This window comes from Pseudomonas sp. PSB11 (assembly GCF_014596605.1).
Taxonomy (GTDB): domain Bacteria; phylum Pseudomonadota; class Gammaproteobacteria; order Pseudomonadales; family Pseudomonadaceae; genus Aquipseudomonas; species Aquipseudomonas umsongensis.
Genome location: NZ_NOIO01000017.1, coordinates 48,584 through 62,697, shown reverse-complemented (window position 1 = coordinate 62,697; position 14,114 = coordinate 48,584). Strand labels below are relative to the sequence as shown.

Genomic DNA, 14,114 nt, shown 5'->3' with positions numbered 1-14,114 from the left:
GATTTGAAACTTTTTTGCTTGACCCCAATCGGCCTGCTGTGTAGCCCAGGGTCAATTTCCCGACCGCGCGGTCAATCCTGCGATGGCGCCAAGCCAGTAACTACGGCCCTCAGCCAGGTCTTTCCAGAGTTTAACCACAGACTTATCCACAGGCTTGTTCACTGCATTCAGGCGCACGTTTCACGCTAAGAAAAAGGTTGACAACGCTGCCTTGAAGACAAGAAAAAGCGCCTGATCAAAAAACAACCATCGCGCTGCAAGCCACGGATTCAAAGGCGCTCAGCCAGCTACTCCCACGTTATTCACAGCCAGTTCCACAGCAAACGGGGACAAGTCAAAACTGTGAAAAAACAACTAATTGCGGCGGCTTTATGTCGCACTTCAGGAGCTCGACAATTTTGTTTTCCACAATTTGAAGTTACCTCACACCACCGCTCTTGTAGGAGCTGCCGCAGGCTGCAATCTTTTGATCTTGATTCTTAAAAAACAAGATCAAAAAATCGCAGCCTCGTTTCACTCGACAGCTCCTACCTGCTTTTACAGGGGCGAAAAAAAACGCCCTGATTTCGTCAGGGCGTTTTCATTGGACGCTAAGGTTTAGTGCCCGCCAAGATAGGCGTTACGCACATCCTCGTTGACCAACAACTCCTTCCCTGTACCGCTCATGCGGATCTCGCCGTTGACCATCACATAGGCTCGGTCCGACAGCCGTAGCGCGTGGTTGGCGTTCTGCTCGACCAGGAAAATGGTCATGCCGGTCTTGGCCAGCTCCCGCAGCGTCGCGAAGATCTGCTTGACCACAATGGGCGCCAACCCAAGGCTCGGCTCATCGAGCAACAGCAATTTCGGCCGGCTCATCAGGGCTCTGGCGATGGCCAGCATCTGCTGCTCGCCACCGGACATGGTCATCGCCCGTTGGGTGCGCCGCTCCTCAAGGCGCGGGAACAGCTTGAACATGCGTTGCATGTCTTCGTTGGCGTACTTGTCGCCGATGGGGATGGTGCCCATCAGCAAGTTTTCCTCGACGGTCATGTCGGGGAACACCCGCCGTCCTTCCGGCGACTGGGCAATGCCGTTGGAGGCAATGTAGTGCGACGACTTGTGGGTGATGTCCACGCCCTGGTAAAGGATCTGTCCGTCCGCCGCGCGCGGCTGACCGAAGATCGACATCAGCAGGGTCGACTTGCCGGCGCCGTTGGAGCCAATCAGGCTGACGGTCTCCCCTTCGTTGATGTGCAGCGAGACGTTCTTCAGGGCCTGGATCGGCCCGTAGAACACGTCCAGGTCCTTGAGTTCGAGGATGGGTTTGCTCATACCACCTCCTCTTCATCGGCACCCAGGTAGGCGGCAATCACTTTCGGGTCGTTGCGAATCGCATCGGGACCGCCCTCGGCGATCACGACGCCGTGGTCCAGCACCACAATGTGGTCGGAAATACTCATTACCATGCCCATGTCGTGTTCGATCAGCACCACGGTCAGATCATGCTCGTCGCGCAGCAGCCGGATCATCGCGCTCAGCGCTTCGGTTTCCTGAGGGTTGAGGCCGGCGGCCGGCTCGTCGAGGCAGATGATCTGCGGACGGGTGCACATGGCCCGGGCGATTTCCAGACGACGTTGCTGGCCGTAGGACAGTTCACCGGCCAGGCGGTTGGCGCAGTCCACCAGGTCCACCACTTCCAGCCAATAGAAGGCGTGGTCCAGCGCATCGCTTTCGGCCTTGCGGTAGCCCTTGGTGTTGAGGATGCCCGCCAGCAGATTGCGGTTGACCCACATGTGCTGGGCCACCAGCAGGTTTTCCAGCACCGACATTTCCTTGAACAGGCGAATGTTCTGGAAAGTCCGCGCCAGCCCGGCGCGGTTCACCAAGTGGGTGCCGCCGAACATCTTGTAGCGCAGGCGACTGATAAAGCTTTTTGGCGAGACGAAATCGGTAGGCTTGAACGGTTCGCCGAGCATTTTGATGACGTTGGTTCGCTGGCCCCGCACGTTCAGTTCGATCTTGCCACCGGAGGCCTTGTAGAACCCGGTCAGGCAGTTGAACACCGTGGTCTTGCCGGCGCCGTTGGGGCCGATCAGGGCGAAAATCGAGTTGCGCTTGACCTTCAGGCTGACATCATTCAACGCCTTGATGCCGCCAAAGTGCATCATCAGCTTCTCTACGGAGAGTACGACTTCGCTCATGGCGCTACTCCTTTACGCGGGGCCACACCGGTACGGCTGATCCGAATCAGGCCGCGCGGTCGCCAAATCATCATCAACACCATCAGGATGCCGAACAGCAATACGCGGTATTCGGCGAAGCCACGCAGCAGTTCCGGGGCAACGGTCAATACGAAGGCCGCAATCACCACGCCGATGGTCGAGCCCATGCCGCCGAGCACCACGATGGCGAGGATCAGGGCCGATTCGAAGAAGGTGAACGAGGTCGGGTTGACGAAGCCCTGGTAGGTGGCGAAGAACACGCCGGCCAGGCCGGCCGTCGAAGCGCCGATGGTGAATGCCGAGAGCTTGACCAGCACGTGGTTCAGGCCCATGGAACGGCAAGCGATTTCATCTTCGCGCAGCGCTTCCCAGGCACGGCCAACGGGCATGCGAGTCAGGCGATGCTTGATGTACAACACAGCCAGTACGACCATGAACAGTACCGCGTAGATGAAGTAGTACTTCACGTCCGGGTTGTAGGCGATGCCGAAGAACTCATGGAACGGCACGCCCCCGTCCTTCGCACGCTTGCCGAATTCCAGGCCGAAGAAGGTCGGCAGTGGTGCCGGCATGCCGTTCGGACCACCGGTCAGGGTCAGCCAGTTATTGAGGATCAGCCGGATGATTTCACCGAAACCCAAGGTCACGATCGCCAGATAGTCGCCGTGCAGGCGCAGCACCGGAAACCCGAGGATGCAACCCGCCAGCCCGGCGGTGATCGCCGCCAGGGGCAGCACCGTCCAGAAGCCCAGCCCCAGGTACTGATAACCGAGCGCCAGGCCATAGGCGCCGATGGCGTAGAACGCCACGTAACCGAGGTCGAGCAGGCCGGCCAGGCCCACTACGATGTTCAGCCCAAGCCCCAACAGCACATAGATCAGCCCGAGGATGACCACGCCCAGCAGGTAGGAGTTGGAGAAAAACGGAAACACCACGGCGATGACGATCATCAACGGGATGATCCAGCGCAACCGCGATTTGTAATCCGGCGCCAGCACATGCACCCCGGAACCCGTGCTTTCAAAACCTTCGAGGATGCTCAAGCCCTTGGGGGTTTGCAGGAACATGCTCAAGGCAAAGCGACCGGCCATGACAATGGCGACAATCCACGCCACGCGGGTGGTTTCCAGGTTGAAGCCGTAGCCATCGAGAACGACACCGACAATCGGCCCGAACACGATCAGGGCAATGAGGCCGGCAAGAATCGCGTCAACCAGACTTTTCTTGATATCAATGGTTTTTTTAGTGGTTGAGGACATCGCTTACACCTTCGACACAAGAGGACGGCCGAGCAGGCCTTGGGGCCGAAAGACCAGTACGAGAACCAGCAGCGAGAAGCTGAAAACGTCTTTGTAGTCCGAGTTCACCAGGCCAGAGAACAGCGACTCGGAAATCCCGAGGATGATCCCGCCCAGCATGGCGCCTGGCAGTGAGCCGATCCCGCCGAGCACCGCGGCGGTGAACGCCTTGATGCCAATGATGAAGCCGGCATAGAAGTCGAACGTGCCGTAGTTCATGGTGATCAGCACGCCGGCCAGGGCCGCCATCGCTGCACCGATGATGAACACATAGGAAATCACCCGGTCGGTGTTGATCCCCAGGATCGAAGCCATCTTGCGGTCTTGCTGGGTTGCACGGCACATGCGGCCGAGCTTGGTGTACTTGATGACGTAGGTCAGCAGGGCCATCCCGACAAACGCTGCGACCAGGATGAACACCTTGGTGTAGGTCAACTGCACGAAACCAGTGCCGACTTCCACGCGCCACGCCCCGCTGAGCAAGGTTGGAACACCTTGTTGCTTGGCGCCCTGGGCGATCTGCGCATAGTTTTGCAGGATCAGCGAGATACCGATGGCGCTGATCAGCGGTGCCAATCGGGTGGAGTTACGCAGGGGTTTGTAGGCGACGCGCTCGATGACCCAGCCATACACCGCCGTGACGACGATGGTGAAGATCAGGGTGCCGAGCATCAGCAGAGGGAAGGATTCAATACCGAAGTATGCCAGCAGAGCCAGACTGATTGCCGCGAGGTAAGCGGAAATCATGTAAACCTCGCCGTGGGCGAAGTTGATCATGCCGATGATGCCATAGACCATTGTGTAGCCGATGGCGATCAGGCCATAGACCGACCCGAGGGTCAGGCCGTTGACCAGTTGCTGCAGGAAAATACCATCCATAACGCAATCTCACGCAATGAGAACCTGTCCACCTGCCGGTGCGGTTCTTCTAAGGAAAATACAGATATACGTCGGAGCAATGTCAGTCACGATCAGCCCGTCCCACACCGTCCCCTGTGGGAGCTGGCCTGCCAGCGATAGCGGTTGAACATTCGACAAAGTTGTCTCCTGCAAGTCCGCCATCGCGGGCAAGCCCGCTCCCACGAGGATCTGTGGGGTTCAGGTGATTGAGTCAGCCCTTACTTCTGTTTTTCCAGCTGGTGGTATTTGCCATCCTTGTCCCACTGGTATACCACGTAGTCGGAGACTTTCAGGTCGCCCTTGCTGTCCCAGGTCTTCTCGCCCATGACGGTCTTGACCGGATTTTTCTTCAGCCACGCAGCCGCTTCTTCGCCCTTGTTGGATTTGGCGCCGTTGAAGGCAGCCGCCAGGGTCTGCACCGAAGCGTAGGCGTACAGGGTGTAGCCTTCAGGCTCGGTACCGGCCTTGCGGAAAGCGTCTACCACGGTCTTGCTGTCTGGCAGCAGGCGTGGGTCGGCACCGAAGGTCATCAGCACGCCATCCACGAATTGCGGACCGCCAGCGGTGGTCACCAGTTCGTCGGTCACGATGCCGTCGTCGGACATGAACTTGACGTCTTTCAGGCCTTGTTCACGCAGCTGGCGAACCAGAGGACCGGCTTCCGGGTGCAGGCCACCGAAGTAGACGACGTCAGCGCCGGCACCACGGATCTTGGTCACGATGGTGCTGAAGTCTTTCTCGCCACGGGTCAGGCCTTCATACAGCACTGGCGTTACGCCGCGCTTGACCAGTTGGGCCTTGGTGGCGTCTGCCAGGCCTTGGCCGTAGGTGTCCTTGTCGTGCAGAACCACGACCTTCTTGCCCTTGAGCACGTCGACGATGTAGTCGCCGGCCACGATGCCTTGCTGGTCGTCACGACCGCACATGCGGAACATGGCGCTCAGGCCGCGTTCGGTTACCTGTGGGTTGGTAGAGCCTGGAGTGATGGCGATGATGCCCGCTTCGTCGTAGATCTCGGAGGCCGGGATGGTCGACGAGGAGCAGAAGTGACCGACCACGCCGGCGACTTTCTGGTTGGTCAGGTCCTTGGCGACCGTCACAGCCTGTTTCGGTTCGCAGGCGTCATCGCCCTTGACCAGTACGATTTTTTCCCCGTTCACGCCACCTGCTGCGTTGACCGCATCGGCTGCTGCCTGTGCACCCTTCATGTACTGCTCGCCAAATGCCGCATTGGCGCCCGTCATTGGACCCGCTACGCCGATCTTGATGTCAGCCTGAGCAAACGCAGAAACACCCAACGCAGCTGCCACTGCGAGGGCCAGAAAGCCTTTCTTGTAAAACGTCTGGGACATGAGGTGGTGCTCCATGGTTTTTTTAATTGGCACTGCGACTTCACTGACTGCTCAGAGCAAGGGCCGTGCCATCGGTTTTTTATTCTGAAAAAAGTCGCTGCTTTATTATTATTTCGACTGTCTCGGACCCATTTTCATTGGGCGTGCAACCGTCTAAACCGCGGAAGGTGAAACCATTATTTTTTTGAGGCGCAACCCAACTGCGCCATCATTGCAACCGCGGCACTAAACGACGTGCAACCAGCCTGTAACAACGTGCGTCACCGAAGTGCACACTGCTGGTGCGGGACTGCTACAACCCGCACCACTACAGGCTAGCTGCTGATCAAAAAAGCGCCGCTTTCAACAACGAAAATCCACATTCAGATCACGATCCGCAAGCACTGGCCCGCGTGATACAGCGAGAACCCGGCCTCGTATAGACAACTGCGCAATCCTGCCCCGGCTAATGGCTGCATGGGCGCGAAGGGAATCGGTAGCGCTTGAGGATTTCCGTTACACAAGTAATCGGCAAAGGCTTTGCCGACCACCGTCCCGGTGGTCACGCCCCGGCCGTTGTAGCCGGTCACTGCCACTATTCCGGGTGCCGGTTCGAACAGGCGCATCAAGTGATCAGGGGTGAAGGCGATGCGACCCGTCCAGGTGCACTCCCACTCCACCGGCTTGAGGTAAGGAAAGTAATGTTGCTGCACGCGATCGGCCCAGGCCTTGAGAAACCAGGCCGGTTTCTGATTGCCATTGCCGAGACTGCCAAGCAGCAGGCGCCCGTCCTTGTCCCGGCGAATGCTGCTGAGCACCTGGCGGGTGTCCCAGGAGCCCTGGCCACCGGGCAGGATTTGCCGGGCCGCGTCTTCGGTCAGCGGGACCGAGGCCACCTGATAGTAATAACCGGGGAAGAAATTGCGCCGCAACTCGGTCCAGTCACCTTCGGTGTAGGCGTTGGAAGCGATCACCACTTGCTCGGCCAGGACCGACCCCTGCGCAGTTTGCACCGACCAACGCTGCCCCTGCCGTTCGAGATGGGTCACCGGGGAATGATCGAACAACTGACCGCCCAAGCCCATCGCCGCCTTGGCCAAGCCGGTGGTGTAGGCCATCGGGTTGAGCGTGCCAGCACGACGGTCGAGCAATGCCGCGGCGATTTTTTGGGTGCCTGTCGCATGCTCACACGCTTTACCGGTCAGCAATTCGACGGGGGCGCCACGGCGCTTCCATTGTTCTTCACGACTGCGCAGGTCAGCTTCGCCACGGGCGTTGTGCGCCATGTGCAGCGTGCCTTCGCGGCGCAACTGGCAATCGATGTTGTACTTGTCCACAAGGCTGAACACCAATGAAGGTGCTGCGCCGAGCATTCGGTTGAGCTGACTGCCGACCGCCTCGCCAAACCCGGCTTCGATCTCGTCCGGGGGAATCCACATGCCGGCATTGACCAGCCCGACGTTGCGCCCCGAACCGCCGTGGCCAGCGCGGTGTGCTTCGAGCACGCACACCGTTTTGCCCTGCTCCAACAAGTGCACCGCCGCCGACAGGCCGGTAAACCCTGCGCCAATGACGCAGACATCGACTTTCACCTCACCCTTGAGCGCCGAGTTGTCGGGCCTTTGCGGCGTCAGTTTTTCCCACAGACACTCTTCGCGTAACGGCATTGCCAGACTCCAACAGAAACCTAACCAACACATTTCATTCAATGTGGATGATCTATGTGGCGAGGGGATTTATCCCCGTTGGGCTGCGAAGCGGCCCCAAAAAATGGGACTGCTGCGCAGTCCAACGAGGATAAATCCCCTCGCCACAAAAGCTCGCTCCTACAGTCAGTCGAACGTAATACCCTGCGCCAACGGCAACTCCAGCGAATAGTTCACGGTGTTGGTCTGACGACGCATGTACCCGCGCCATGCATCGGAACCGGACTCACGACCACCGCCCGTTTCTTTCTCACCACCGAACGCACCGCCGATTTCCGCGCCGCTCGGGCCGATGTTGACGTTGGCGATGCCACAGTCACTGCCCACCGCCGACATGAACTGCTCGGCTTCACGCACGTCGGTGGTGAAGATGCACGAGGACAGGCCTTGCGGTACAGCGTTGTTCAAACGCAGGGCTTCGTTGAAATCGTTGTAGCCGACCACGTAGAGAATCGGTGCGAACGTTTCATGGCAGACCACATCGCTCTGCTCCGGCATTTCGACGATGGCCGGCGAAACGTAGTAGGCATTCGGGAATTTGTCTTCAAGCTGACGCTTGCCGCCAAACACCCGACCGCCTTCGCTCAGCGCCTGCTCCAGTGCGTCCTGCATGTTGTCGAAGCTTTGCTTGTCGATCAGCGGGCCGATCAGGTTACCTTCCAGCGGGTGGCCGATGCGCACTTTGGAGTAGGCGGCCTTGAGGCGGGTGACGATTTCTTCCTTCACCGATTCATGGGCGATCAGGCGGCGCAGCGTGGTGCAGCGCTGACCGGCGGTGCCGACGGCACTGAACAGGATCGCGCGAACGGCCATGTCCAGATCGGCGCTTGGGCCAAGGATCATCGCATTGTTGCCGCCCAGCTCGAGAATGCTGCGGGCAAAACGCGCGGCGATTTTTGGCGCCACTTCACGGCCCATGCGGGTGCTGCCGGTAGCGCTGACCAGCGCGACACGCGGGTCATCGACCAGGGCTTCACCGGCATCGCGACCGCCAATGACCACTTGGCTCAAGTGCGGTGGCGCATCGCTGAAATTCTTCAGCACGCGGTCGAACAGTGCCTGGCAGGCCAGTGCGGTCAGTGGGGTTTTCTCCGACGGTTTCCAGATCACCGGGTTGCCGCAAACCAGCGCCAGCGTGGCGTTCCAGGCCCAGACCGCCACCGGGAAGTTAAAGGCACTGATCACGCCGACGATGCCCAGCGGGTGCCAGGTTTCGCGCATGTGGTGCCCAGGACGCTCGGAGGCGATGGTCAAGCCGTACAGTTGGCGGGACAGGCCGACGGCGAAATCGCAGATGTCGATCATTTCCTGAACTTCACCCAGGCCTTCCTGGGTGATCTTGCCCGCTTCCCAGGACACCAATTCGCCGAGGTCGGCCTTGTATTCGCGCAGGATGTCACCCAGTTGCCGCACCAGCTCACCGCGACGCGGCGCCGGCACTTTGCGCCACAATTCAAATGCATGATCTGCACGACTGATGTGCTGCTCGACTTCGGCGGCACCTTCCCAGTTGACGGCGGCAATCGTGCTGCCATCGATTGGCGAATGCACCGGCACTTTGCCGTTCTGGTACAGGGCCGGGTTCACACCAAGACGATCAAGCAATGCGGCAACCATGGGTCACTCCTCAAGCAAAAAACGGAACGTGTGCAGCCGCCGAATCACGACTGATCAGACCTGTAGTTTTAGCGCTCCCGAGGTTACTCAACAAACGACCATTAAGAGAGATATCATTCCGTTTATTCATGCTGTGCATTGTTGGCAATAAAGAGACAAGTACAAAGGACCGCCCATGCTGAACAAACGCTATTTGCCCTCGATCGCTGCGCTGCAGTGTTTCGAAGCCGTGACCCGCCACCTGAGCTTCACCCGGGCCGCGGAAGAGCTGAACCTGACCCAGAGCGCCGTCAGTAAACAGGTGGCGCAACTGGAAGAGCTGTTGCAGCACCTGCTGTTTCGCCGGGTTCGCCGACGCCTGCAAATGACGCCAGCGGGCGATCTGTACCTGGTGGAGGTACGAAAAATCCTCACCCAGGTTGAGATGTCGACCCATTACCTGCGTTCCTACGGTGGTGAAACCGAAGTCTTGCGCGTCTCGACACCCTCGACCTTCGGCGCTCGCTGGCTGGTGCCACGCCTCAAGGGCTGGCGCCTGCGCCATCCGTCGATCCACCTGGACCTGTGCAATGAGCAGGAAGCCGACGACCTGCTACAGGGGCGCAGCGACCTGGCGTTCTACTTCGGCCAGGGTTCACGCCCTGGTACCGAATGCCTGAAGTTGTTCAGCGAAGAGCTGGTGCCGGTCTGTGCGCCAGGCAGCCTGCCCGACACGCCATTCACCGACCCGACACAACTCACCGACCTGGTCCTGCTGCAAAACGCTTCCCGCCCCCAGGCCTGGCACGACTGGTTCGACAGCCAGGGCTACCACACCGAACACAGCTACCACGGCCCGCGCTTCGAAACCTTCTACATGTGCATCCGCGCGGCGCAGGTCGGCTGCGGCGTGGCATTGCTGCCGCGATTTCTGGTGGAAGAGGAACTGGCCGACGGCAAACTGGTCATTCCCTGGCAGCATGCAATGCCCAGCACCGATGCCTATTACCTGGCGTACCCGGAACATTCGGCGGAAGTGCCCAAGGTGCGCGATTTCGTCAAGTGGATGCTGGAGCAGGTGTAGGGCGGTGCAAAAATCGCTGGCAATACCCACCACCGATATGCGCCACTAGCCTTATTCCATGTGGAGAACCCCCGTTATGAGCGAGAGTGTGTTTGCCGATCGCATCGTGCAGAACCTGCTCGACACCGACTTCTACAAACTGACGATGATGCAGGCGGTGCTGCACAACTACCCGAACGTAGAGGTCGAATGGGAGTTTCGTTGCCGTAACAGCGAAGATTTGCGCCCGTATCTGGCAGAGATCCGCTTCCAGATCGAACGGCTGGCCGAATTGAGCCTGAGCGCCGATCAATTGAGTTTTCTGGAGCGCATCAGCTTCCTGAAGCCGGATTTCCTGCGTTTTCTCGGGCTGTTTCGCTTCAACCTGCGCTATATCCACACCGGCATCGAAAACGGCGAATTGTTCATCCGCTTGCGGGGCCCGTGGTTGCACGTGATCCTGTTCGAGGTACCGATTCTGGCAATCGTCAGTGAGGTGCGTAACCGATATCGCTATCTGGAGATTGTCCTGGAACAGGCCCGCGAGCAGCTCTATCGCAAGTTCGACTGGCTGACCGCCAACGCCAGCAGCGACGAACTGTCCGAATTGCAGGTAGCCGATTTCGGCACCCGTCGTCGTTTTTCCTACCGCGTGCAGGAAGAAGTGGTGAACGTGCTCAAGCATGACTTCCCCGGGCGCTTCGTTGGTACCAGCAATGTGCACCTGTCCCGGGAACTGGACATGAAACCGCTGGGCACCATGGCCCACGAATGGATCATGGCCCACCAGCAACTCGGCCCGCGGCTGATCGACAGCCAGATCGCCGCCCTCGATTGCTGGGTCCGCGAATACCGTGGCCTGCTAGGGATTGCGCTGACCGACTGCATCACCATCGATGCATTCCTGGGCGATTTCGACCTGTTTTTCGCCAAGCTGTTCGACGGTTTGCGCCACGACTCGGGCGATCCGGTGGCTTGGGCGGAAAAAGCCATCGCGCACTACCACAAACTCGGCATCGACCCCATGAGCAAGACGCTGACCTTTTCCGACAGCCTGACACTGCCCAAGTCCCTGGAGATTTTTCGGGCGTTGCGGGGTCGAATCAACGTCAGCTTCGGTATCGGCACCAACCTGACGTGTGATATTCCGGGTGTCGAACCGATGAGCATCGTGCTTAAAATGACCGCCTGCAACGGCGCGCCGGTGGCGAAGATCTCCGACGAGCCCGGCAAGACTCACTGCAAAGACCCGAATTTCGTCGCTTATCTGCGACACGTTTTCCAAGTTCCTGCCCCCCTCTAGCAAGGAGTGAATTCATGCAAGCCGTACAGCGTGAGATTGCTGAACAGCTCAAGGTTCAACCGCCGTTCGCCGACGAAGCTGCCCTCGAAGCGGAAGTCGCCCGGCGGATTACCTTCATCCAGGATTGCCTGGTCAATTCCGGGCTCAAGACCCTGGTGCTGGGCATCAGTGGCGGCGTCGACTCCCTGACTGCCGGGCTGCTGGCCCAGCGTGCGATCCGTGAACTGCGTCAGCGCAGCGGTGATGCCGCCTACAAATTCATCGCCGTGCGGTTGCCGTACGAAACCCAGTTCGATGAACATGACGCCCAGGCCTCCGTGGATTTCATCAAGCCGGATGAGCGCCACACGGTGAACATCGGCCCGGCGGTCAAATCCCTGGCCAACGAAGTCGCGGCATTCGAAGGCAAACACGCGGTGTCGGTGGACTTCGTGCTCGGCAACACCAAGGCGCGCATGCGCATGGTCGCCCAGTACACCATCGCCGGCGCGGCCCATGGCCTGGTGATCGGCACCGATCATGCCGCGGAAGCGGTGATGGGTTTCTTCACCAAGTTCGGTGACGGCGCCTGCGACCTGGCACCGCTCAGTGGCCTGGTGAAAAACCAGGTCCGTGCCATCGCCCGCAGCTTCGGCGCGCCGGAGGCGCTGGTGGAGAAAATCCCAACCGCCGACCTTGAAGACCTGTCCCCGGGCAAACCGGATGAAGCGTCCCATGGCGTGACGTACGCTGAGATCGACGCCTTCCTGCACGGCGAGCCGGTGCGCGAGGAAGCGTTCAAGATCATTGTCGACACGTACAACAAGACTCATCACAAGCGCGTGATGCCATTTGCGCCTTGAGGCGTGACTGAATGAAAAGCCCGCTGAGGAGTGATTCTCAGCGGGCTTTTCTTTGGCCAGCACATTTGCTGAAGCCGATGGCCCATTCGCGAGCAGGCTCGCTCCCACATTTGATCGCGGTCTAATTGTGGGAGCGAGCCTGCTCGCGAAGAACGATAACGCGGTGAACCTGCTTATTTCAGGGTCACAGTGCCTTTCATCATCGAGATGTGGCCCGGGAACGAGCAGAAGAAGCCGTATTTCTCGTTGGCATCGAGCTTGGACACGTCGAAGGTCACCGAGTCGGTTTCCTTGGCGCCGATAACCTTGGTGTGAGCGATGACGCGGGCATCACCCTCCTTCAGGTAGTTCTTGTCGATGCCAGCACTCAGGCCGTCGGTGGCGATCGGCTGCATGTCGGCTTCTTTACTGATCACCAGGTTATGGCCCATGACGTTTTTCGGCAGGCTGCCAGAATGGGTCAATTCAACGGTGAAGGTCTTGCAACTCTTGTCGATTTCAATGGCCTTGGTGTTGAAGGACATTTGGTCAGTAGAGTCAACGGTGACTTTGCACTCGGCAGCCATCAATTGGCTGCTGGCCAGTGTCAACAGGGATACCGCAACGAGTTTGGCAAACATGGTGAATCTCCAAGGCAGGGTGAATGGACATGCGAATGAACAGAAGACTGCCTGAAAACTTCGCAAGTTCCTATGACCTGAAGCAAAAACTGTATACAACTTTCGGGCTATTGGACCGATCGAGACAATCTACCAGCCAGGTGTCTGCCCCGGCCCTATCATCAGAGCGTCCTCATTTTTCAGAGCGCCTGTCATGTCTATCAATACCCTGTTGTGCAGCTTGCTCGCCGCGTATGCCTGCGGTGCCAGCGGAACCTGTGAAACGCCCAAACGCGAAGTTTAGCCCTTGGAGCGTAGCGCGCCTGCCTTTAACCTGTGGTCCTGATCGACCCTGGAGCAAGGCATGTCATTAAAATCCGTTTGTGTATTCTGCGGCGCCAGCACTGGCACCCACCCCGCCTATCGTGAAGCGGCCGTGGCCCTTGGCCAGGCCTTGGCCGAACGCAAGCTGACCCTGGTTTACGGCGGCGGGGCGGTTGGCCTGATGGGCGTCGTCGCCGATGCGGCACTGGCGGCAGGTGGCGAAGTGATCGGCATCATTCCCCAGAGCTTAAAGGACAAGGAAATCGGCCACAGTGGCCTGACCCGCCTTGAAGTGGTCGACGGCATGCATGCGCGCAAGGCGCGGATGGCTGAACTCAGCGATGCTTTCATCGCGTTGCCCGGTGGCCTGGGCACCCTGGAAGAGTTGTTCGAAGTGTGGACCTGGGGCCAACTGGGTTACCACGGCAAACCGTTGGGCTTGCTGGAAGTGAACGGCTTCTACAGCAAACTCACTGGTTTTCTCGATCATATCGTCGGCGAAGGCTTCGTTCGCGCGGCACACCGTGACATGCTGCAGGTGAGCGAATCGCCACAGACGCTGCTCGACGCTCTGGATCGTTGGCAACCGACCGTTGCGCCAAAATGGGTCGAGCAAAAACCCGACTAACGACTCGACACCGATACAGGGCAGAATACGCGCCGCTCAAACCTCACCTTCGACCCCAGAGGATCGCCCATGGCCAAACCCAATTACTCCTTCGCCAAACGTCAGAGAGACCTGGCCAAGGAACAGAAGAAAGAGGAAAAGCTTCAGCGCAAGAAAGCAATGGCTGAAGAAGACGCAGCGGCACTGAACCCGGATGCAGAAGGTGAAGTGGCGGCAGAAAGTGATGTAGAGGCACCGAAAGATCAGGCGCCCGACGCCTGAGTCCCCTCCGGGCCGGATGATTTGATCGGGCCCACGGATCTGTGACCGGGGTTGGCGGC

The 14,114-nt window shown here is 59.1% G+C and carries 13 protein-coding genes; 5 read left to right on the top strand and 8 right to left on the bottom strand.

From position 1 onward, the window contains the following. Positions 1-597: 597 nt before the first annotated feature. From CGA21_RS19225 to CGA21_RS19195, 7 genes are all read right to left on the bottom strand, one after another. Positions 598-1,314, bottom strand: coding sequence for an ABC transporter ATP-binding protein (locus CGA21_RS19225; RefSeq protein WP_188264805.1), 717 nt, complete (start codon positions 1,312-1,314; stop codon positions 598-600). After that, positions 1,311-2,183 (bottom strand): ABC transporter ATP-binding protein, encoded by an 873-nt coding sequence (locus tag CGA21_RS19220; RefSeq protein WP_020797617.1) that lies wholly within the window; start codon positions 2,181-2,183, stop codon positions 1,311-1,313. The genes CGA21_RS19225 and CGA21_RS19220 overlap by 4 nt, the downstream gene beginning before the upstream one ends. After that, a complete protein-coding gene (gene livM, locus CGA21_RS19215) occupies positions 2,180-3,463 on the bottom strand; it encodes a high-affinity branched-chain amino acid ABC transporter permease LivM (RefSeq protein ID WP_110753956.1) in 1,284 nt (427 codons plus the stop codon). The genes CGA21_RS19220 and livM overlap by 4 nt, the downstream gene beginning before the upstream one ends. A gap of 3 nt (positions 3,464-3,466) precedes the next feature. Further along, positions 3,467-4,381, bottom strand: a complete 915-nt coding sequence (locus tag CGA21_RS19210; RefSeq protein WP_008058951.1) for an ABC transporter permease subunit — start codon at positions 4,379-4,381, stop codon at positions 3,467-3,469. A gap of 239 nt (positions 4,382-4,620) precedes the next feature. Further along, positions 4,621-5,754 carry a branched-chain amino acid ABC transporter substrate-binding protein gene (locus CGA21_RS19205; protein ID WP_020797619.1) on the bottom strand — a complete coding sequence of 378 codons (1,134 nt, stop codon included), beginning with the start codon at positions 5,752-5,754 and terminating at the stop codon, positions 4,621-4,623. 362 nt (positions 5,755-6,116) lie between these two features. Next, positions 6,117-7,400 (bottom strand): NAD(P)/FAD-dependent oxidoreductase, encoded by a 1,284-nt coding sequence (locus CGA21_RS19200; RefSeq protein WP_110753958.1) that lies wholly within the window; start codon positions 7,398-7,400, stop codon positions 6,117-6,119. 165 nt (positions 7,401-7,565) lie between these two features. Continuing rightward, on the bottom strand, positions 7,566-9,056 hold the full coding sequence (locus CGA21_RS19195; RefSeq protein WP_020797621.1) for an aldehyde dehydrogenase family protein: 1,491 nt from the start codon (positions 9,054-9,056) through the stop codon (positions 7,566-7,568). A gap of 175 nt (positions 9,057-9,231) precedes the next feature. On the opposite strand from CGA21_RS19195, the gene CGA21_RS19190 reads away from it, so the two are divergent. The 3 genes from CGA21_RS19190 (at position 9,232) to nadE (ending at position 12,243) form a co-directional block, all read left to right on the top strand. Next, positions 9,232-10,119, top strand: a complete 888-nt coding sequence (locus CGA21_RS19190; RefSeq protein WP_020797622.1) for a LysR family transcriptional regulator — start codon at positions 9,232-9,234, stop codon at positions 10,117-10,119. Between the two features lie 76 nt (positions 10,120-10,195). Continuing rightward, complete coding sequence (pncB, locus tag CGA21_RS19185; protein WP_188264804.1) at positions 10,196-11,401, top strand: nicotinate phosphoribosyltransferase; 1,206 nt, start codon at positions 10,196-10,198, stop codon at positions 11,399-11,401. Between the two features lie 14 nt (positions 11,402-11,415). Continuing rightward, positions 11,416-12,243 carry an ammonia-dependent NAD(+) synthetase gene (gene nadE, locus CGA21_RS19180; RefSeq protein WP_110753962.1) on the top strand — a complete coding sequence of 276 codons (828 nt, stop codon included), beginning with the start codon at positions 11,416-11,418 and terminating at the stop codon, positions 12,241-12,243. Between the two features lie 173 nt (positions 12,244-12,416). On the opposite strand, the gene azu is transcribed toward nadE, so the two are convergent. Next, positions 12,417-12,863, bottom strand: coding sequence for an azurin (azu, locus tag CGA21_RS19175; protein WP_020797692.1), 447 nt, complete (start codon positions 12,861-12,863; stop codon positions 12,417-12,419). Between the two features lie 343 nt (positions 12,864-13,206). On the opposite strand from azu, the gene CGA21_RS19170 reads away from it, so the two are divergent. Beyond that, on the top strand, positions 13,207-13,794 hold the full coding sequence (locus CGA21_RS19170) for a TIGR00730 family Rossman fold protein (protein ID WP_110753964.1): 588 nt from the start codon (positions 13,207-13,209) through the stop codon (positions 13,792-13,794). A 69-nt stretch (positions 13,795-13,863) separates the two neighbouring features. Next, positions 13,864-14,055: a hypothetical protein gene (locus CGA21_RS19165; protein ID WP_020797694.1), complete on the top strand. Its 192-nt coding sequence runs from the start codon at positions 13,864-13,866 to the stop codon at positions 14,053-14,055. The last annotated feature ends 59 nt before the right edge of the window (positions 14,056-14,114 follow it).

Coding starts and splice junctions, on each gene's coding strand:
- CGA21_RS19200 (WP_110753958.1), bottom strand. CDS start 7,400: ATGCCGTTACGCGAAGAGTGTCTGTGGGAAAAACTGACGCCGCAAAGG.
- CGA21_RS19225 (WP_188264805.1), bottom strand. CDS start 1,314: ATGAGCAAACCCATCCTCGAACTCAAGGACCTGGACGTGTTCTACGGG.
- CGA21_RS19165 (WP_020797694.1), top strand. CDS start 13,864: ATGGCCAAACCCAATTACTCCTTCGCCAAACGTCAGAGAGACCTGGCC.
- pncB (WP_188264804.1), top strand. CDS start 10,196: ATGAGCGAGAGTGTGTTTGCCGATCGCATCGTGCAGAACCTGCTCGAC.
- azu (WP_020797692.1), bottom strand. CDS start 12,863: ATGTTTGCCAAACTCGTTGCGGTATCCCTGTTGACACTGGCCAGCAGC.
- CGA21_RS19220 (WP_020797617.1), bottom strand. CDS start 2,183: ATGAGCGAAGTCGTACTCTCCGTAGAGAAGCTGATGATGCACTTTGGC.
- CGA21_RS19190 (WP_020797622.1), top strand. CDS start 9,232: ATGCTGAACAAACGCTATTTGCCCTCGATCGCTGCGCTGCAGTGTTTC.
- CGA21_RS19205 (WP_020797619.1), bottom strand. CDS start 5,754: ATGTCCCAGACGTTTTACAAGAAAGGCTTTCTGGCCCTCGCAGTGGCA.
- livM (WP_110753956.1), bottom strand. CDS start 3,463: ATGTCCTCAACCACTAAAAAAACCATTGATATCAAGAAAAGTCTGGTT.
- nadE (WP_110753962.1), top strand. CDS start 11,416: ATGCAAGCCGTACAGCGTGAGATTGCTGAACAGCTCAAGGTTCAACCG.
- CGA21_RS19195 (WP_020797621.1), bottom strand. CDS start 9,056: ATGGTTGCCGCATTGCTTGATCGTCTTGGTGTGAACCCGGCCCTGTAC.
- CGA21_RS19210 (WP_008058951.1), bottom strand. CDS start 4,381: ATGGATGGTATTTTCCTGCAGCAACTGGTCAACGGCCTGACCCTCGGG.
- CGA21_RS19170 (WP_110753964.1), top strand. CDS start 13,207: ATGTCATTAAAATCCGTTTGTGTATTCTGCGGCGCCAGCACTGGCACC.